Here is an 18,365-nt window from a genome sequence, read left to right as displayed (position 1 = left end):
GAGATTGCTTACGCTTCGGCCGCGGCCGCTGCGGTTTCGGCCGGCGTCGCGCGGGTGTTGACCCGACCGATCACCTTCCAGGTCTTGAGCTTGGAGATCGGCGCGGTCTCTTCGATGCGCACGGTCTCGCCCTCGCGATATTCGTTGCCCTCGTCATGGGCATGATACTTCTTCGACCGACGGATGATCTTGCCATAGAGCGGGTGCTTCACCTTGCGCTCCACCAGCACCACGATCGTCTTGTCGCCCTTGTCGGAAACCACGTTCCCGGTCAGCACGCGCTTCGGCATGGTTTCGTCCTCTTACTTGGCAGCCGAGCGCGAGCGCTCGTTCTGCAGCGTCTTGATGCGGGCGATGTCGCGACGGACCTCGCGGACCCGGCTCGCCTTTTCCAGCTGGCTGGTCGCCGCCTGGAAACGCAGGTTGAACTGCTCGCGCTTCAGCTGGCCGAGTTCGTCGGTCAGCTGATCGTCGGTCTTCGCCCGGAAATCGGATACCTTGGTCATTGCTTAACCCTCCAGGTGCGACGTGTCGCCGAGGCGCGCGACGACCTTGGTCTTGATCGGCAGCTTCATCGCCGCGCGCTCGAACGCTTCGGCGGCGAGCGGGCCGGCAACGCCGTCCAGTTCGAACAGGATGCGGCCCGGCTTCACCCGCGCCACCCAGAATTCGGGCGAACCCTTGCCCGAGCCCATGCGGACTTCGGCGGGCTTCGACGAGACCGGCACGTCGGGGAAGATGCGGATCCACAAACGCCCCTGGCGCTTGATGTGACGCGTGATCGCGCGGCGCGCCGCTTCGATCTGGCGGGCGGTGATCCGCTCCGGCTCCATCGCCTTCAGGCCATAGGAGCCGAAGTTCAGGCTGGTGCCGCCCTTGGCATCGCCATGGATACGGCCCTTGAACGCCTTGCGGAACTTGGTGCGCTTCGGTTGCAGCATGTTACTTGTCCCTGGTCCCTATCAGCGCGCCGGACGGACGCCGGAGGTCTGTGCTTCCATCATCAGCCGGTCCTGCGCCATCGGATCGTGGCCCAGGATCTCGCCCTTGAAGATCCACACCTTGACGCCGCACACGCCATAGGCGGTGTGGGCCTGCGCCTCGGCATAATCGACGTTCGCGCGCAGCGTGTGCAGCGGCACGCGCCCCTCGCGATACCATTCGGTCCGCGCGATTTCCGCGCCGCCCAGACGGCCGCCACAGGTGATCCGGATGCCTTCCGCACCCAGACGCAGTGCCGACTGCACCGCGCGCTTCATTGCGCGGCGGAACGCGATGCGGCGCTCCAGCTGGTCGGCGACGCCCTGGGCGACGAGCTTCGCGTCGATCTCGGGCTTGCGGATCTCGACGATGTTCAGGCTGACGTCGGACGAGGTCATCGAGGCGAGCTTCTTGCGCAGCTTCTCGATGTCGGCGCCCTTCTTGCCGATGATGACGCCGGGACGCGCCGCAAAGATCGACACGCGGCACAGCTTGGCCGGACGCTCGATCACCACCTTCGAAATCGCGGCCTGGGGCAGCGTCTCGAGGATGTACTTGCGGATCTTCAGGTCCTCCATGAGGAGACGGCCATAGTCATGGCCTTCCGCGAACCAGCGGCTGTCCCAGGTGCGGTTGATCTGGAGACGCAGACCGATCGGATTGCTCTTCTGACCCATGACTTACGCCTCTTCCTGCTCGCGCACGACGATCCGCAGCCGCGAGAACGGCTTCAGGATGCGCGTCGACTTGCCGCGACCGCGCGTCGCGAACCGCTTCATCGTGATCGACTTGCCCACCGACGCTTCCGACACGACCAGCGCGTCGACGTCGAGGTTGTGGTTGTTCTCGGCGTTGGCGATGGCGGACGCCAGCACCTTGCGCGCGTCGACTGCCATCGCCTTCTTGCTGAAGGTGAGGATGTTCATCGCGTCGCCCGCCTTCTTGCCGCGGATCAGGCCCGCGACGAGGTTCAGCTTCTGGGCCGAACCGCGGATCGTCGTGCCGACCGCCAGCGCTTCCTTCTCACCGACGCGGCGCGGAGCTGCCTGCTTGCTCATCAGCGCTTACCCTTCTTGTCCGCGGCGTGGCCGGGGAAGAAGCGCGTCGGCGCAAATTCACCCAGCTTCATGCCGACCATGTCCTCATTGACCGAAACCGGCACGAACTTGCGGCCGTTATAGACGTTGAACGTCAGGCCGACGAACTGCGGCAGAATCGTCGAACGCCGCGACCAAGTCTTGATCGGACCGGCGCGCGTGCCCTGTTCCTGGGCGGTCTCCGCCTTCTTGAGCAGGTGGAGGTCGACGAACGGACCCTTCCAAACCGAACGAGCCATCTCGATTAGCCCTTCTTCTTCGCGTGACGCGAACGGATGATCATCTTGTCCGTCGCCTTGTTGTGACGGGTGCGCGCACCCTTGGTCGGCTTGCCCCACGGGGTGACCGGGTGACGGCCGCCCGAGGTCCGGCCTTCACCACCGCCATGCGGGTGGTCGACCGGGTTCTTGGCGACGCCGCGGGTCAGCGGGCGCTTGCCCAGCCAGCGATTGCGGCCGGCCTTGCCCAGGTTCTGGTTCTGGTTGTCGGGGTTCGACACCGCACCGACCGTGCCCATGCAATCGGCACGGATGTAACGCTGCTCGCCCGAATTGAGGCGGACGATGACCATGCCCTTGTCGCGGCCGACGACCTGCACATAGGTGCCGGCCGAACGTGCGATCTGGCCGCCCTTGCCCGGCTTCATCTCCACATTGTGGACGATGGTGCCGACCGGCATCTGGCCCAGTTCCATGGCGTTGCCGGGCTTCACGTCGGTCTTCTTGCCGGCGATCACCTTGTCGCCGACGCCCAGGCGCTGCGGCGCGATGATGTAGGCCAGGCGTTCCTTGCCCGCGTCATCCTTGCCGTAATTGACCAGCGCGATGAACGCGGTGCGGTTGGGATCATATTCGATCCGCTCGACCGTGCCCTCGACGTCCCACAGGCGGCGCTTGAAATCGACGATGCGATAACGCTGCTTGTGACCGCCCGCGATGCCGCGCGAGGTGACATGGCCCTTGTTGTTGCGGCCGCCGGTCTTGGTCTTGCCTTCGGTCAGCGCCTTGACGGGGCGACCCTTGTACAGGCCCGAACGGTCGACCAGGATCAGCCCGCGAACGCCGGGCGAGGTCGGATTATATTGCTTGAGCGCCATGGTCAGTTGACCCCCTGCGTCACGTCGATCGAGTCGCCGTCCTTCAGCGTCACGATCGCCTTCTTCATGTCGGTGCGGCGATAGGGGGTGCCCTTCCACCGCTTGGTCTTGCCCTTCTGGACAATCGTGTTGACGCCGGTGACGCTGACGTTGAACAGCGCTTCGACGGCGGCCTTGATCTCGGGCTTGGTCGCGTCGTTGGCGACCTTGAACACCACCGCGTTCGCCTCGCTCACCAGCGTGGCCTTTTCGGTGATGTGCGGCGCCAGGATGACGTCGTAGTGGCGGATGTCGACCGCCGCCTTGGACTGCTTAGCCATGGAAGCGGGCCTCCAGCTTCTCGACCGCGGCGCGGGTCAGCACCAGCGTGTCATGCTTCAGGATGTCATAGACGTTCGCGCCGACCGCCGGCAGGACGTTGACCTGCGTCAGGTTGCGCGAGGCGAGCGCGAAGCTGTTCTCGACCGCATCGCCGTCGATCACCAGCGCCGTCTTGCCAAAGCCCAGCTTGGCGAGCTGGCCCTTCAGCACCTTGGTCTTGGCATCGGCAACGGTCAGCGTGTCGACGACGATCAGCGAACCCGCCTTGGCGTGGCTCGACAGCGCCATCTTCAGGCCCAGCGCACGGATCTTCTTGTTCAGCGACGGATTGAAGTCGCGAACGCGCGCACCGTGCGCCTTACCACCGCCGATGAACACCGGGGCGCGGCGATCGCCGTGACGGGCGGTGCCGCCGCCCTTCTGGCGACCGAACTTCTTGCCCGTGCGGGCGACGTCGGCGCGCTCACGCGTGCCACGAGCAGTGCCGCGGCGCTTTTCGAGCTGCCAGGTGACGACGCGGTGAAGCACGTCGGCGCGCGGCTCGACGCCGAACACCTCGTCCTTCAGGTCGATGTCGCCATTTTCCTTGGCGTCGAGGGTCTGTACCTTGACCTTCACTTGTCAGCCCTCCTGGCCGTCGGTCGCCTCGACCGTCGCCACGTCTTCAGCAGGCGTGTCGGCGGGGGCGTCATTGTTGTTGTGCGCGGTCTTGATCGACGCGGGGTACGGGGCGTCGGCATGACGCGGCACCTTCACCGCGTCCTTGACGATCAGCCAGGTGCCCTTGTGGCCCGGCACCGATCCCTTGACGAAGATCAGGCCGCGCTCGGCGTCGGTCGAAACGACTTCCAGATTCTGCTGGGTGCGGTTGCGGTCGCCCATGTGGCCGGCCATCTTCTTGTTCTTGAAGACGCGGCCCGGATCCTGGCGGTTACCGGTCGAACCGTGCGAACGGTGGCTGACCGACACGCCGTGGGTGGCGCGCAAGCCCCCGAAGCCCCAACGCTTCATGGCGCCCGCAAAGCCCTTGCCCTGCGTCTTGCCCGACACGTCGACCAGCTGGCCGGCGACGAAGTGGTCGGCGGCGATTTCCGCGCCGACATCGAGCAGCGCGTCTTCAGCAACGCGGAACTCGCACAGCTGCGCCTTGGGCTCGACTTCGGCCTTGCCGAAATGGCCGCGCTGCGGCTTGGCGACATTCTTGGCCTTGGCGACGCCGGCGCCGACCTGAACCGCGACATAGCCGTCGCGATCGGCGGTCCGCTGCGCCACCACCTGCACACCCTCCAGCGCCAGGACGGTGACGGGCACGTGGCGGCCGTCGTCCTGGAACAGGCGGGTCATCCCCATTTTCTTCGCGATCACGCCAGTGCGCATGACCCATGCTCCTTCTACAGAGGCCCGCGACCGCATGATTGCCGGCGCGGGCGTGACGAGCCGCCGTCGGACACGAGGTCCAGCGGCAGCTCCCGCTTCAGCCCATAAATTACAACGAGCCCCGTCCGGGCTGAACTCCCCCGCGGATGCAGGGGAAAAGACGGGGGACGCGAGACCCGGACAACACTCCGTGACGGAGCCGGCCCGGCGGTATCCCTATGTCGAAAGAGCCCTTGCGGCTCCAAGCCTTGGTTCGTCACCCGGACCAGGGTCCGGATCTCTTGAGGCTAGGCAGAACCTAGAGGCCAGAGGCTCCGGCGAGCCGGAGCGACGATGCCGGCGCGAATCCCGCACCGGTGAATCGATGAGCGGCGCGCTTACGCCAATTTGATCTCGACATCAACACCCGCGGCGAGATCGAGCTTCATCAGCGCGTCGACCGTCTGCGGCGTCGGCTGAACAATGTCGAGCATGCGCTTGTAGGTGCGCACTTCGAACTGCTCGCGCGACTTCTTGTCGATGTGCGGGCCGCGATTGACGGTGAACTTCTCGATGCGCGTCGGCAACGGAATGGGACCCCGGATGAGCGCGCCGGTACGACGCGCGGTGTCGGCGATGTCGCCGGTCGCCTGGTCGAGCACGCGATGATCGAACGCCTTCAGGCGGATGCGGATATTATTGTCCATAACGACTGACTCTGGGTCCCTACCGATGCGAAAGAGCGCGGCCCCGTTGCCGGGGCTCTTGCTATTACTGCGTCAAACGAAGGCGCGCCGATACACGGGTGAGGCTTCGGGATCAAGCCCCCGACAGCGGAAAAAGGTCACGGGTTGCGCCGAACGAGCGGGACCCTGGGACAACCCCGCGGCGATTAAAAAGGCAAAAGGGCCAATCAAAGACCGCCGTCGCCCCGGCCTTGAGCCGGGGCCCCGCTGCCTTTTCAACCTATCGAGTCACACGAGCACGTCGAACAGATCGCGCCATTCGGGATTACCCCGCTCGACCAGATCGAACTTCCACTGCCGCCGCCATCGCTTCAGACGCTTCTCGTGTGCGATGGCATCAAGAACTGATGGCGTGTGGTCCGCCCACACCAGGCGGTGGAGGCCGTATCGAGTGCAAAAGTCGGAACCCGTACCGTTGAGATCGGCGGTCACCCCGACATACATCGTGCCACGATAGCGATCCGCCATGATGTACACCCAGCCGCCGTCCGACATGCCGGCAACTCAAAGGCAGCGGGGCCCCGGGTCAAGCCCGGGGCGACGACAAAAGTGTTGCGAACATTTCTCCAGCCTCGTCACCCCGGGCTTGACCCGGGGTCCCGCTTCCCGCGCAACGCCCGCCACCCCGCACACTCCACCAACAAAAAACCCGGCCTCTCCTGCGAGAGACCGGGTTCCTTGTTCGTGTCGAGCCCCGAAGGGCGTCGATTACTTGTCGATCTGGCTCACGACGCCGGCGCCGACGGTGCGGCCGCCTTCGCGGATCGTGAAGCGCTGGCCGACGTCCATCGCGATCGGGGCGATCAGCTTGACGCCAAGGGCCACTTCGTCGCCCGGCATGACCATTTCGGTGCCGGCCGGCAGCTCGATCGTGCCGGTGACGTCGGTGGTGCGGAAGTAGAACTGCGGACGATAGTTCGCGAAGAACGGCGTGTGACGGCCGCCCTCGTCCTTCGACAGCACATAGACCGACGACTGGAAGTCGGTGTGCGGCTTGATCGAACCCGGCTTGGCCAGAACCTGGCCACGCTCGACTTCGTCACGGCCGACGCCGCGGATCAGCGCGCCGATATTGTCGCCCGCCTGGCCCTGGTCGAGCAGCTTGCGGAACATTTCGACGCCGGTCACGACGGTCTTGCGGGTTTCCTGCTGGATGCCGACGATCTCGACTTCCTCGCCGACCTTGATGATGCCGGTTTCGACACGGCCGGTGACGACGGTGCCACGACCCGAGATCGAGAACACGTCTTCGATCGGCATCATGAACGGCTTGTCGAGCGGACGCTCGGGCTGCGGGATCGATTCGTCGACCGCCTTCATCAGCGCCAGGATCGCGTCCTTGCCCAGCGTCTCGTTCGAGCCGTCGAGCGCGCAGGTCGCCGAACCACGGATGATCGGGATATTGTCGCCGTCGAATTCGCGCTTGGACAGTTCCTCGCGGATTTCCAGCTCGACCAGCTCGAGGATTTCCTCGTCGTCGACCAGGTCGACCTTGTTGAGGAACACGACCATCGTCGGCACGCCGACCTGACGGGCGAGCAGGATGTGCTCCTTGGTCTGGGGCATCGGGCCGTCGGTCGCGGCGACCACCAGGATCGCGCCGTCCATCTGCGCCGCGCCGGTGATCATGTTCTTCACATAGTCGGCGTGGCCGGGGCAGTCGACGTGCGCATAGTGGCGGTTCTCGGTCTCATACTCGACGTGCGCGGTCGAGATGGTGATGCCGCGCTCGCGCTCTTCCGGCGCCTTGTCGATGTTGGCGAAATCGACGGCCGCGTTGCCGGCGACGTTTTCAGCCAGAACCTTGGTGATCGCGGCGGTCAGCGACGTCTTGCCGTGGTCGACGTGACCGATGGTGCCGATATTGAGGTGCGGTTTGTTCCGCTCGAACTTTGCCTTCGCCATTGTGTCCTACCTTCTGATTCAGATTTCCCGGCCGCCGGGGCTACTCGCCGAAAGGCGCGCCCATAGCGACTGTTTTTCGATTACGCCAGCCCCGAGCGGGGTGACGTTCAGGCGAGCTTCGCCTTCACTTCGTCGGCCACGTTCTGCGGCACTTCGTCATAATGCGAGAACTGCATCGAGTATTGCGCACGGCCCTGGGTGAACGAGCGCAGCTGGTTCACATAGCCGAACATGTTGGCCAGCGGCACCATCGCCTCGACCACCTGGGCGTTGCCCCGGCTGTCGGTGCCCTGGATCTGGCCGCGGCGGCTGTTCATGTCGCCGATCACGTCACCCATGAACTCTTCGGGCGTCACCACCTCGACCTTCATGATCGGCTCGAGCAGCTTGATGCCCGCCTTCTGCGCCGCTTCGCGCATCGCGCCGCGGGCACAGATCTCGAACGCCAGCGCCGACGAGTCGACGTCGTGATACTTGCCGTCGATCAGGTGGACGGCAAAGTCGATGATCGGGAAGCCGATCAGCGAACCCGTCTCGGCGGTCTCGCGCATCCCCTTCTCGACCGAGGGGATGTATTCGCGCGGGATGTTGCCGCCCTTGATCTCGTCGTGGAAGACGAAGCCCGAACCACGCTCGCCGGGGACGACCTTGACCTTCACTTCGCCGAACTGGCCCGAGCCGCCCGACTGCTTCTTGTGGGTGTAGGTCAGCTCGACCGGCTTCGCCAGATACTCGCGATACGCCACCTGCGGCGCGCCGACATTGGCCTCGACCTTGAACTCGCGACGCATGCGATCGACCAGGATTTCCAGGTGAAGCTCACCCATGCCCTTGATGATCGTCTGGCCCGATTCGTGATCGGTCGACACGCGGAACGACGGATCCTCGGCGGCCAGGCGGTTGAGCGCGATGCCCATCTTTTCCTGGTCGGCCTTGGTCTTGGGTTCGACCGACAGCTCGATGACGGGATCCGGGAACTCCATGCGCTCCAGGATGATCGGAGCGGCCGGCGCGCACAGCGTGTCGCCGGTCGTCGTTTCCTTCAGGCCCGCGATCGCGACGATGTCGCCGGCATAAGCCACGTCGATGTCCTCGCGATTGTTCGCATGCATCAGCAGCATGCGGCCGATCTTTTCCTTCTTGTCCTTCACCGTGTTCTGGACGGTGCCCTTTTCGAGCTTGCCCGAATAGATGCGCGCAAAGGTGAGCGAGCCGACGAACGGGTCGTTCATGATCTTGAAGGCGAGCGCCGAGAACGGCTCGTCGTCGGACGCCTTGCGGCTGTCCTTGGTCTCGCCGTCCATCTTGACGCCCTCGACCGGCGGAATGTCGAGCGGGCTGGGCAGATAGTCGACGACCGCGTCGAGCAGCGGCTGGACGCCCTTGTTCTTGAACGCCGAGCCGCAGACGATCGGCACGAACGCCATTTCGAGCGTACCCTTGCGGATCAGCTTCTTCAGGTCGGCGACCGACGGCTCATTGCCTTCCAGATACGCTTCCATCAGCGCATCGTCCTGCTCGACCGCCATTTCGATCAGCTCGCTACGATACTTGGCGGCCTTCTCGGCCATGTCGGCCGGAATGTCCTGATATTCGAACTTCGCGCCCAGCGACTCCTCGAGCCAGATGATCGCGCGGTTGTTGACCAGGTCGACCAGGCCCTTGAACCCGCCCTCGATGCCGATCGGCAGGTACAGCACCGCCGGACGCGCGCCCAGGCGCTCGATGATCGAGTTGACGCAATAATAGAAATCCGCGCCCGTGCGATCGAGCTTGTTGACAAAGCACATGCGCGGCACGCCGTACTTGTCGGCCTGGCGCCACACGGTTTCGGACTGCGGCTCCACGCCGGCAACGCCGTCGAAGCACGCGACCGCGCCATCGAGCACGCGCAGCGAACGCTCGACCTCGATCGTGAAGTCGACGTGGCCGGGGGTATCGATGATGTTGATCCGGTGCTCTTCGCCCTGACCGTCCTCGGCGCGCCAGAAGCACGTGGTCGCCGCCGAGGTGATGGTGATCCCGCGCTCCTGCTCCTGCTCCATCCAGTCCATCGTCGCGGTGCCTTCATGCACTTCGCCGATCTTGTAGGACTTTCCGGTGTAATAGAGGATACGCTCGGTCGTCGTCGTCTTGCCGGCATCGATGTGGGCCATGATGCCGATGTTGCGATAGCGGTCGAGCGGATGGCTGCGGGCCATGGTCGAGGTTCCTTAAGGATGTGGGGAGCCGGACCGTCCGGCTCCCCAATATGTAGGTAACGGATGCGTCGTTGCCAGACCGCCGGCGAACCGGCGACCGCGGCGATTACCAGCGATAGTGACTGAAGGCGCGATTGGCCTCGGCCATGCGGTGCGTGTCTTCACGCTTCTTGACCGCATTGCCGCGATTGTTGGCGGCATCCATCAGCTCGCCCGACAGGCGCGCGGCCATGGTGTGCTCGCTGCGGTTGCGGGCAGACGCGATCAGCCAGCGGATCGCCAGCGCTTGCGCGCGCTCGGGCCGCACTTCGACCGGGACCTGATAGGTCGCACCGCCGACGCGGCGGCTGCGGACTTCGATGCCCGGCTTGATGTTGTTGAGCGCATCGTGGAACACGCCCAGCGGCTCGCGCTTGGCACGGGTTTCCACCGTCTCCAGCGCGCCATAGACGATCGCTTCCGCAACCGACTTCTTGCCGTCCAGCATCACGCTGTTCATGAACTTGGACAGGACGATATCCCCGAACTTGGGATCGGGCAGAATTTCCCGCTTCTCGGGACGACGACGACGAGCCATCTCAGATTTCCTTCTAGAACTTCGGTCGATCCGGAACCTGTCCGGGACCTACTCTGGCTGAACTTACTTCGGACGCTTGGCGCCGTACTTCGAACGCGACTGCTTGCGGTCCTTGACGCCCTGGGTGTCGAGCACGCCGCGCAGCACGTGGTAGCGCACGCCCGGCAAGTCGCGCACGCGGCCGCCGCGGATCAGCACCACCGAGTGCTCCTGCAGGTTGTGGCCTTCGCCCGGGATGTACGAAATGACCTCGCGCTGGTTGGTCAGGCGGACCTTGGCCACCTTGCGCAGCGCCGAGTTCGGCTTCTTCGGCGTCGTCGTATAGACGCGCGTGCAGACCCCGCGCTTTTGCGGGTTCTGGTCCATCGCAGGGACCTTTGACTTGGCCTTCTGCGGGTCACGGCCCTTGCGGACCAACTGGTTGATCGTCGGCATGAAGCCCTTCACCTTTTCTCGTCGGTTACTTTGCTGGAGTCGTGCAGCGGAAAATACGAAAAGACCCTGGCGGCCTTCACCGGCCTCCGGGCCCTGGCGTCTCCAACAACGTTCAGCTCAATGACCCGCGACAACCAAAATTGACCGGAAAGCCGGGTGTCGGCCTGCCGTGGGCTGGCGCGCCTATATCGCCGCCCCGCCCGGCGGTCAATGGGGATGAACACGCCGCCTGCGCTCCGGGGGCTTTGACCGCAACGGCATCCGCGGGCACCATCGCGGCCGATCAGCCGGCCGATTCGGTCGCGTCGGGGTGGGGAGGCCCTTTCGCCATGTTCAACAGCAGCAGCAACCGCTCACGCAGCCCGTCCGCACCCGGCGGATCGACGTCGCGCAAGGGCGGACTGTCGATCATCGGCGCGGACATGGTGGTCACCGGCAACCTCACCGCCACCGCCGACCTGCACATCGACGGGCGGATCGAGGGCGATGTCGCCTGCGCGATGCTGATCCAGGGTGCCGACAGCCACATCGTCGGCGCGGTCGCCGCCGACAGCGCGCGGATCGCGGGCGCGATCGAAGGCGCGGTGCGCGTGCGCGAGCTGATCGTCGAACGCAGCGCGCGGATCGTCGGCGACGTCGAATATGAAAGCATCACCATCGAGCAGGGCGGGCATGTCGACGGCCGGATGCGCCATCTGGGCGGAGTCGCGGTCCCGGCGACCGCCGCCGCGCTCGCTGGCCCCAGCGGCGACGAACCCGGCCTGCGCATCGTCGGCGAGGCGGGCTGACCCCGCCCCGGCCTCAGCGCACCGCCGGGTTCACTTCACCTTCGCGCCGCCCTTGATGACGTCGGTCACCCGCGTCATCACGCCGATGTCGCTCAGCGGATCGCCCTCGACCGCGATGATGTCGCCATATCGGCCGACCGCGATCGCGCCGACATCCTTGGTCCGGTCCAGCGCCTCGGCGGCGTTGCGCGTCGCCGCCTGCAGCGCCTGCATCGGCGTCATGCCATATTCGACCATCGTCTTGAGCTGGCCCGCCGCCGTCCCGTGGGGCATCACGCCCGCGTCGGTGCCCATCACCATGCGGACGCCGGCACGGTGCGCCTTGCGGAAATTGTCGCGCTGCGCCTGCGCGATCTCGCGGTCCTTGCGCAGATTGTCCTCGAGCACGCCGTTCTTCTTGCCCTCGGCCTGGGTGTAGTCGGTGTTGAAGATGTCCATCGAGAACCACACCGGCTGCTTGCGCTCGACCGCCAGGCGGATCCCCTCGTCATCGACCAGGCTGGCATGCTCGATGGTGTCGATGCCGGCGCGGATCGACGCCTTGATCCCGGCGGCGCCGTGCGCGTGGGCGGCGACGCGCAGCCCCCATTGATGCGCCTCGTCGGCGATTGCGCGCAGCTCGTCTTCGGACAATTGCTGCTGGCCCGGCTCGGTGTTGCGCGAAAAAACCCCGCCGGTCGCGCAGACCTTGATCACTTCCGCACCATATTTGCGCTGCTCACGCACCCGGGTGCGCAGTTCCTGCACGCCGTCGCCGACCGCGGGCGACTTCGCCTTGAACGACGGCGGCAGATAGGTGCTGTCGCAATGCCCGCCCGTCGCGCCCAGCGCATAGGCGGCCGGCACGATGCGGGGACCGGGGATCAGCCCTTCGTCGATCGCCTGCTTGTACGCCACGTCGGCATAGTTTTCCGACCCGACGTTGCGCACCGTGGTGAAGCCCGCATCCAGCATCGCCTTCACATTGGCGGTGCCCTGCACGGCCCAGAAGGAATCGGTGAACTGCAGGTTGGTATAGCCGCCATAGCGCGGATTGCTGTCGAGATGGACGTGCATGTCGATCAGGCCGGGCAGGATCGTCTTGCCGGGCAGGTCGATGCGCTTCGCCTCCGCCGGGATCGCAGGCCGCCCGCCGTTGCGCCCGACCACGCTGGTGATGCGGCCGTCGGTGATGACGATCACGGGCTCCTCGACCACCCGGCCCGCCAGCACGTCGATCATACGGTCCGCGGTGACCACGACCGTCTCTGCCCGCGCCGTGCCCGTCCACGCCAGCGCGACCACCGCCGCGACGCCAAATCCAACTGTCCGCATTTTCGTTTTTGCCCCGATGATTAGGACGGCATTGCTCCCGCCTAACGGCTGCCGGGTCAAGCCCTGTTCACGCCGGAATTGCGGCCAGATCGATCGCCAGCCCGATCCACATCGCCGCCAGCACGATGCACGAGGCCAGGTAGACGAGGAAGCGCGGCTGCACCGCCGGGGTCGCGATATGGATCGCGCTGTGCACCGCGCGCAGCCCGACAAAGGTCCAGGCGAGCGCGACCTGCGCCGCCCCGGCCCGGCCGGTCACGACCAGCAACGGCACGAGCGCCAGGAACAGCACCGGCATCTCGAACAGGTTGGTCAGGTTGTTGGCCGGCCGTTCGACCGGGCGGAAATAGGCGGCGGTGCCGTCGCGCGTCGCCAGCTCGCCGTCGCGCGGCGGCGTCCGCGCGATATGGCGGGCACGCAACACGAACAGCAGGAACCACACGACGAACACCAGCGCCGCAAAGGCGAACACCGGCCACAGGATCGCAGGATTCATTGCTGACGCTTTCCCCACTGTCGTCCCCTTGCTCCGCCCCGCACGGTTGCCAGCTTCGCCCGATCGTGGATGCGGTCAAGCCGCACGTGAGCCAGAGCCGCAGCTTTCGGAAAAAATCCGGCAGCGGCTCCCCTATCCGCGCGCCGGGCAGCTCGGCGTTGGGATCGGCACGAAATCCTCGCGCGGGCGGCCATCGATCGCGTAAAGCCGCTCCGCCGGCAGTTTGACCACCAGCCCCGACGCGGGCAGCGCAAAGTCGTAGACCGCCCCCAGCAACCCGGCCATGCGGTCGCCGCACACCGGGACCCCGATCGCGGCAAAGGCGATGGCGATCCCCTCCCCCATGCTGCCCGTCCAGCGACCGACCCGGATCGCGACGGGCTTGGGCCGCGACTTGCCGGCGCGGGGCAGCACCTGCTCGATCCATTGCCGGGGGATGCCCGTCTCGCGCTCCTCCGCGGGATAGCGGTGGACCTGATAACCGGTCGGCGCCGTCACGAACCAGCCGATCATCGCCCGCGCGACGCTCGTATTGCCGCCACCCGGCGTATCGGTCAGATCGATCGTCAGTCGCGCCGAAGCCGGGATCGCAGCGACCGCGCGGTCGAACGCGGCGATCGTCGCCTGATCACCCAGCGCATTGTTGATCCGGATGGTCACGCCCCCGTCCGCGTCAGTAATCACGCGCAGCGGCGGCCGTGGCGGCGCGTCGGCATAGAGCGTGGCGAGGGTCAGCTCCCGGGTCCCGCCGCGCCCCGCGAAGGTCAGCCGACGGGGCCGGTCGCGCCGGCCCGCCGCCAGCACGCGCGCGGCATAGCTGCGCGCCTCCGCACCACCGCGCGCGACCCCGACCGATTGCCAGAACGCCGCGATCGCCCGGTCGATCGGCACATCGTCGACCGCGACCAGATGGTCGCCGGCCACCACCCCCGCGCGCGCCGCCGGGGTGTCGGGACGCACCGCATCGACGCGATATGCGCCGTCGCGCTCGACGATCCACAGGTCGGCATAGCTCGGCACGAGCGCCCAGCTGTCGTCGAACGCGCTGCCGGTGATCGCATGGTGATCCGCCAGGCTCGCGATGCGGTTCTCGGCGTAGCGCAGCAGCGAGTCGCTGTCGTGCACCGCCGCCCGCTGCGCCGCCAACTGCGGTGAATCGGGCACCCGGCCATCGGGTCCCAGCCGTTCGGGATAGGCGTAATTCTCGACGATGATCCGGTCGAGCGCCGCCGCGTCGCCGGCATAGTCCGGCGTGGCCGCGCCGACCAGGACCGGCGCCGCGACCAGCGCCAGCATCCCCCGAACCCGGCCGAATCGCCCCCTAGATGTGAAGCGCCCGCCCATAGGCCCCCAGCACGCTTTCATGCATCATCTCGCTCAGCGTCGGGTGCGGGAACACCGTGTTCATCAACTCGGCCTCGGTCGTCTCCAGCGTCTTGCCGACGGTATAGCCCTGGATCAGCTCGGTGACTTCGGCGCCGACCATGTGTGCGCCCAGCAGCTCGCCGGTCCTGGCGTCGAACACCGTCTTGATGAAGCCTTCGGCCTCGCCCAGCGCGATGGCCTTGCCGTTGCCGATGAAGGGGAAATTGCCGACCTTGACCTCGTAACCCGCCTCCTTCGCCTTCGCCTCGGTCAGGCCGACGCTGGCGACCTGCGGGTGGCAATAGGTGCAGCCGGGGATGTTGCGCGGGTCCATCGCGTGCGGGTGGCCACCGGCGATCGCCTCGACCGCAATCACGCCCTCATGGCTCGCCTTGTGCGCCAGCCACGGCGGCGCGGTGATGTCGCCGATCGCCCAGATGCCGGGCACGTTGGTGCGGCACATCGCGTCGGTCTTCAGGAAGCCGCGATCGTCCATCGCGACGCCGAGCTCCTTCAGGCCGATATTCTCGGTATTGGGCACGATGCCGACCGCGACGATGACGTGGCTGAACTCCTCGGTCGTTTCCTTGCCTGCCTTGTCCTTCAGCGTGGCCTTCACGCCATTCGCGCCGACTTCCAGCCCGTTGACGCCCGCGCCGGTCATGATCGTCATGCCCTGCTTGGTCAGCGCCTTTTCGAGGAAGGTCGACACGTCATGGTCCTCGACGGGCACGATGCGGTCCATCATTTCGACCACGGTCACCTTGGCGCCCATGTCGTTGTAGAAGCTGGCGAACTCGATCCCGATCGCGCCGGAGCCGATGACCAGCAGCCTGGTCGGCATCTCGGTCGGCACCATGGCGTGGCGATAGGTCCACACCCGCTTGCCGTCCGACTTGGCAAAGGGCAGCTCGCGCGCCCGCGCGCCGGTGGCGACGATGATGTTCTTGGACGACAACTCGGTCGCCTTGCCATCCTTGTCGGTGACGGTCAGCTTGCCGGGCGCGGTCAGCTTGCCCTCGCCCATGTGCACGGCGATCTTGTTCTTCTTCATCAGGTGGGTGACGCCCTGATTGAGCTGCTTGGCGACGCCGCGCGACCGCTTCACCACCGCGTCCAGGTCCGCGCTGATCTTCTCCGCCGCCAGCCCGTAATCCTTGGCGTGCTGCATATAGTGAAAGATCTCGGCCGAACGCAGCAGCGCCTTGGTGGGGATGCAGCCCCAGTTGAGGCAGATGCCGCCCAGCGTCTCGCGCTCGACGATCGCGGTCTTCAGCCCCAGCTGGCTCGCCCGGATCGCCGCGACATAGCCCCCCGGCCCGGAGCCAAGGACGATCAGGTCATAAGTGTCAGTCATGCATACTCCTTGGGAACATCGGACCGGTGCAGCGACTACGCCGGCACATATGATCGTTAACGGACGGGAAATTCGAGACCAATCTGCCGGAGGAGCACCCGCGTCGACCAGACCGCAACGCCAGACCCGAACAAATCCTTGTCATGACTCCAGGCGGCACCGCGTGTTTCGTAGCATGCAGCAAGGATCGGCCAGTCCGGCTCTCCCCGCGGGCCGAGCCGCGATGTTGCCACCTCGCGGTGCTTGTCGAGCAAGGCGGGGTGCAGCGCGATCACCACTTCGTTGAGGCGGCGCATCTGGGCGTCCACCCAATCGCCGGGCATCTTGCTCAATGCCGACACGCGATGACGGGTTTCAGCAAGTTGATGCGCCGCAGCGAACAACAGCACTTCATTTTCGACAAGGTTGATCAACAAGGGAAAGCTACGACCGATCAACGCGCTAATCATGATGTTCGCGTCGAGAACCAGCCGAGGAAAATCACGCATCTTTCAAGGGCTCTCCATAGGGAGACAAGCCCATTGCCGCGAGTTCGGCGTCAAGGTCGATACCGCGCGCGCGCAGTTCGCGCTGCGCATCCGCGACAGCATCCGCCGCCTTGCGCGCCCGCGCAATGTCCCGAAGCCAACGCTTGGGCAAATATGCGCCCACTTCCGTGCCGTTGTTAGTGATGATCACCAAATCGGTGCCACCCGTCACTTCCGTCAGCCGCTTGCGAAATTCGCGTATGCCGAGCTCGATCATAACGCCTCCGTGTCATCCAGAGTGTACACAGAATCGCCCTACTCCGCAATCACCCGCGGCCGCTTGTGCGCGTCGATCGCGACGAACACGAACCGCGCCTGCGTCACCCGGCATTGTTCTTCCTGGTGGCGGTCGCGCCGCCAGGCTTCGACCTCGATCGTCATCGACGTGCGGCCGACGCGGACCAGTTCGGCATAGACCGACACTTCGTCGCCGACCGCGACGGGCGCGTGGAACTGCATTCCGTCCATCGCGATCGTCACCGCCCGCCCTTTGGCATAGCGCGCCGCGACCAGCCCGGCGGCCATGTCCATCTGGCTCATCAGCCAGCCGCCGAAAATGTCGCCATAGGCATTGGCATCCGCGGGCATCGTCGTCACCCTGATCGCGGGCTGGCCCGATGGCGGCGTCGCGGCGTCGGGATCAGCCACGCGCGGCGCGGTCCTTGGCCCGATCCTTCGCCAGCGCCTCGCGCACCGGGCGCACCCCCATCAGCAGGACGACGACGAACGCGACCGAACCGACCAGCCAGATGTCGTTGCGCCCGAGCGGATAGGACCAGGCCGACGCCCAGGTAATCGCCACCGTCGCCACCAGCCCGGCGGCGATGTGGAGCAACTCGACCAGCGTGTGACGGCCCATCGCCCGCCCTCCCCCGTGATCAGGCGATGAAGCTCAGCGGCTGTTCCACCAGCGCCTTGAACGCCTGCATCAGCTGCGCGCCGTCCGCACCATCGATCGCGCGGTGGTCGAAGCTGCCGGTCGCCGACATGACGGTTGCGACCTGCAACGCATCGTCGATCACCACCGGCCGCTTCTCGCCCGCGCCGACCGCCAGGATCATGCCCTGCGGCGGATTGATGACCGCATCGAACTGGGTGATGCCGAACATGCCCATGTTGGAGATGCTGGCGGTACCGCCCTGATATTCCTCGGGCTTGAGCTTGTTGTCCTTGGCGCGTGCGGCCAGTTCCTTCATCTCGGTGGAGATCGCCGACAGGCTCTTGCTCGCGGCATCGCGGATGATCGGGGTGATCAGGCCCGACGGCGTCGATACCGCCACCGACACGTCGGCGCGGCTGTACTTGACCAGCGTGTCGCCGGCGAAGGTGACATTGCACTTCGGCGTCTGGATCAGCGCCACGCCCAGTGCCTTGATCAGCATGTCGTTGACGCTCAGCTTGACCCCGCGCGCCTCGAGCGACTTGTTGAGCTCGCCGCGCAGCTTGAGCAGCGCGTCCAGCCGGACATCGACGGTCAGGTAGATGTGCGGGATCGTCTGTTTCGCCTCGGTCAGGCGGCGCGCGATCGTCTTGCGGATGTTGGAAAGCTTCTCGACTTCGTGCGGGATCGTCTCGTCATACCAAACCGCCTTGGGCTCGGTCGGCGCGGCGGCTGCCGGGGCAGGCGTGGCGGCCGGCGCGGGCGCGGGGGCAGCAGATGTGGCCGGTGCGGGCGCAGCGCCCGGTTTCGCGCCCTCCAGGTCCGCCTTGACGATGCGGCCGGCCGGTCCGCTGCCCGCCAGAGCGGACAGGTCGATCCCCTTTTCGGCGGCGATGCGGCGCGCGAGCGGGCTCGCCTTGACA

General features: G+C 65.9%; 26 protein-coding genes. 1 reads left to right on the top strand and 25 read right to left on the bottom strand.

Going from position 1 to position 18,365, the window contains the following annotated elements; all coding sequences use genetic code 11:
* Positions 1-8 precede the first annotated feature (8 nt).
* The 16 genes from rpsQ to rpsL form a co-directional block, all read right to left on the bottom strand.
* Positions 9-290: a 30S ribosomal protein S17 gene (gene rpsQ / locus AX709_RS11055; RefSeq protein WP_066476812.1), complete on the bottom strand. Its 282-nt coding sequence runs from the start codon at positions 288-290 to the stop codon at positions 9-11.
* Between the two features lie 12 nt (positions 291-302).
* Positions 303-506: a 50S ribosomal protein L29 gene (gene rpmC, locus AX709_RS11050; RefSeq protein WP_066476810.1), complete on the bottom strand. Its 204-nt coding sequence runs from the start codon at positions 504-506 to the stop codon at positions 303-305.
* 3 nt (positions 507-509) lie between these two features.
* On the bottom strand, positions 510-941 hold the full coding sequence (gene rplP, locus AX709_RS11045; RefSeq protein ID WP_066476809.1) for a 50S ribosomal protein L16: 432 nt from the start codon (positions 939-941) through the stop codon (positions 510-512).
* A gap of 21 nt (positions 942-962) precedes the next feature.
* On the bottom strand, positions 963-1,658 hold the full coding sequence (gene rpsC / locus AX709_RS11040) for a 30S ribosomal protein S3 (protein WP_066476804.1): 696 nt from the start codon (positions 1,656-1,658) through the stop codon (positions 963-965).
* A 3-nt stretch (positions 1,659-1,661) separates the two neighbouring features.
* Complete coding sequence (gene rplV, locus AX709_RS11035; protein WP_066476802.1) at positions 1,662-2,039, bottom strand: 50S ribosomal protein L22; 378 nt, start codon at positions 2,037-2,039, stop codon at positions 1,662-1,664.
* Entirely contained in the window at positions 2,039-2,317 is a 279-nt protein-coding gene (gene rpsS / locus AX709_RS11030; protein WP_066476799.1) for a 30S ribosomal protein S19, read from the bottom strand. The genes rplV and rpsS overlap by 1 nt, the downstream gene beginning before the upstream one ends.
* A gap of 5 nt (positions 2,318-2,322) precedes the next feature.
* Positions 2,323-3,174, bottom strand: a complete 852-nt coding sequence (rplB, locus tag AX709_RS11025; RefSeq protein ID WP_066476798.1) for a 50S ribosomal protein L2 — start codon at positions 3,172-3,174, stop codon at positions 2,323-2,325.
* 2 nt (positions 3,175-3,176) lie between these two features.
* Entirely contained in the window at positions 3,177-3,494 is a 318-nt protein-coding gene (locus AX709_RS11020; protein ID WP_066476795.1) for a 50S ribosomal protein L23, read from the bottom strand.
* Positions 3,487-4,113 (bottom strand): 50S ribosomal protein L4, encoded by a 627-nt coding sequence (gene rplD, locus AX709_RS11015; RefSeq protein ID WP_066549362.1) that lies wholly within the window; start codon positions 4,111-4,113, stop codon positions 3,487-3,489. The genes AX709_RS11020 and rplD overlap by 8 nt, the downstream gene beginning before the upstream one ends.
* 3 nt (positions 4,114-4,116) lie before the next feature.
* Positions 4,117-4,872 carry a 50S ribosomal protein L3 gene (rplC, locus tag AX709_RS11010; protein WP_066476793.1) on the bottom strand — a complete coding sequence of 252 codons (756 nt, stop codon included), beginning with the start codon at positions 4,870-4,872 and terminating at the stop codon, positions 4,117-4,119.
* 377 nt (positions 4,873-5,249) lie between these two features.
* Entirely contained in the window at positions 5,250-5,558 is a 309-nt protein-coding gene (gene rpsJ / locus AX709_RS11005; protein ID WP_066476792.1) for a 30S ribosomal protein S10, read from the bottom strand.
* 267 nt (positions 5,559-5,825) lie between these two features.
* Complete coding sequence (locus tag AX709_RS11000) at positions 5,826-6,092, bottom strand: GIY-YIG nuclease family protein (protein WP_066549359.1); 267 nt, start codon at positions 6,090-6,092, stop codon at positions 5,826-5,828.
* A gap of 213 nt (positions 6,093-6,305) precedes the next feature.
* Entirely contained in the window at positions 6,306-7,502 is a 1,197-nt protein-coding gene (gene tuf, locus AX709_RS10995) for an elongation factor Tu (RefSeq protein WP_066476787.1), read from the bottom strand.
* Positions 7,503-7,609: 107 nt separating this feature from the next.
* Complete coding sequence (gene fusA, locus AX709_RS10990) at positions 7,610-9,703, bottom strand: elongation factor G (protein ID WP_066476785.1); 2,094 nt, start codon at positions 9,701-9,703, stop codon at positions 7,610-7,612.
* Between the two features lie 106 nt (positions 9,704-9,809).
* The gene (rpsG, locus tag AX709_RS10985; RefSeq protein ID WP_066476780.1) at positions 9,810-10,280 is read right to left on the bottom strand and encodes a 30S ribosomal protein S7; all 471 of its coding nucleotides are present in this window, start codon (positions 10,278-10,280) and stop codon (positions 9,810-9,812) included.
* Between the two features lie 63 nt (positions 10,281-10,343).
* On the bottom strand, positions 10,344-10,715 hold the full coding sequence (gene rpsL / locus AX709_RS10980) for a 30S ribosomal protein S12 (RefSeq protein WP_066476904.1): 372 nt from the start codon (positions 10,713-10,715) through the stop codon (positions 10,344-10,346).
* A gap of 329 nt (positions 10,716-11,044) precedes the next feature.
* Here rpsL and AX709_RS10975 point away from each other — a divergent pair, with 329 nt between their 5' ends.
* Complete coding sequence (locus tag AX709_RS10975; RefSeq protein WP_082731233.1) at positions 11,045-11,503, top strand: bactofilin family protein; 459 nt, start codon at positions 11,045-11,047, stop codon at positions 11,501-11,503.
* Positions 11,504-11,533: 30 nt separating this feature from the next.
* Here AX709_RS10975 and AX709_RS10970 read toward each other — a convergent pair whose 3' ends face one another.
* The 9 genes from AX709_RS10970 to AX709_RS10930 all read right to left on the bottom strand — a co-directional run.
* The gene (locus AX709_RS10970) at positions 11,534-12,817 is read right to left on the bottom strand and encodes a Xaa-Pro dipeptidase (protein WP_066549358.1); all 1,284 of its coding nucleotides are present in this window, start codon (positions 12,815-12,817) and stop codon (positions 11,534-11,536) included.
* Between the two features lie 67 nt (positions 12,818-12,884).
* A complete protein-coding gene (locus AX709_RS10965; RefSeq protein WP_066476775.1) occupies positions 12,885-13,313 on the bottom strand; it encodes an MAPEG family protein in 429 nt (142 codons plus the stop codon).
* 132 nt (positions 13,314-13,445) lie between these two features.
* The gene (locus AX709_RS10960) at positions 13,446-14,609 is read right to left on the bottom strand and encodes a S41 family peptidase (RefSeq protein ID WP_066549355.1); all 1,164 of its coding nucleotides are present in this window, start codon (positions 14,607-14,609) and stop codon (positions 13,446-13,448) included.
* A 25-nt stretch (positions 14,610-14,634) separates the two neighbouring features.
* The gene (lpdA, locus tag AX709_RS10955) at positions 14,635-16,035 is read right to left on the bottom strand and encodes a dihydrolipoyl dehydrogenase (protein ID WP_066549353.1); all 1,401 of its coding nucleotides are present in this window, start codon (positions 16,033-16,035) and stop codon (positions 14,635-14,637) included.
* Between the two features lie 56 nt (positions 16,036-16,091).
* Positions 16,092-16,523 carry a PIN domain-containing protein gene (locus tag AX709_RS10950; RefSeq protein ID WP_066549351.1) on the bottom strand — a complete coding sequence of 144 codons (432 nt, stop codon included), beginning with the start codon at positions 16,521-16,523 and terminating at the stop codon, positions 16,092-16,094.
* On the bottom strand, positions 16,516-16,779 hold the full coding sequence (locus AX709_RS10945; RefSeq protein WP_066549350.1) for a hypothetical protein: 264 nt from the start codon (positions 16,777-16,779) through the stop codon (positions 16,516-16,518). The genes AX709_RS10950 and AX709_RS10945 overlap by 8 nt, the downstream gene beginning before the upstream one ends.
* 38 nt (positions 16,780-16,817) lie before the next feature.
* Entirely contained in the window at positions 16,818-17,150 is a 333-nt protein-coding gene (locus AX709_RS10940) for an acyl-CoA thioesterase (protein ID WP_066549372.1), read from the bottom strand.
* Between the two features lie 52 nt (positions 17,151-17,202).
* A complete protein-coding gene (locus tag AX709_RS10935) occupies positions 17,203-17,421 on the bottom strand; it encodes a hypothetical protein (protein ID WP_066549346.1) in 219 nt (72 codons plus the stop codon).
* A 19-nt stretch (positions 17,422-17,440) separates the two neighbouring features.
* The coding region (locus AX709_RS10930; protein WP_066549345.1) for a 2-oxo acid dehydrogenase subunit E2 at positions 17,441-18,365 on the bottom strand (925 nt) is incomplete at its 5' end.

This window comes from Sphingomonas sp. CCH15-F11 (assembly GCF_001557005.1).
Classification (GTDB): Bacteria; Pseudomonadota; Alphaproteobacteria; order Sphingomonadales; family Sphingomonadaceae; genus Sphingomonas.
Note: the sequence above shows the minus strand (reverse complement) of the source record. Positions and strands in the feature narration are given on the sequence as shown.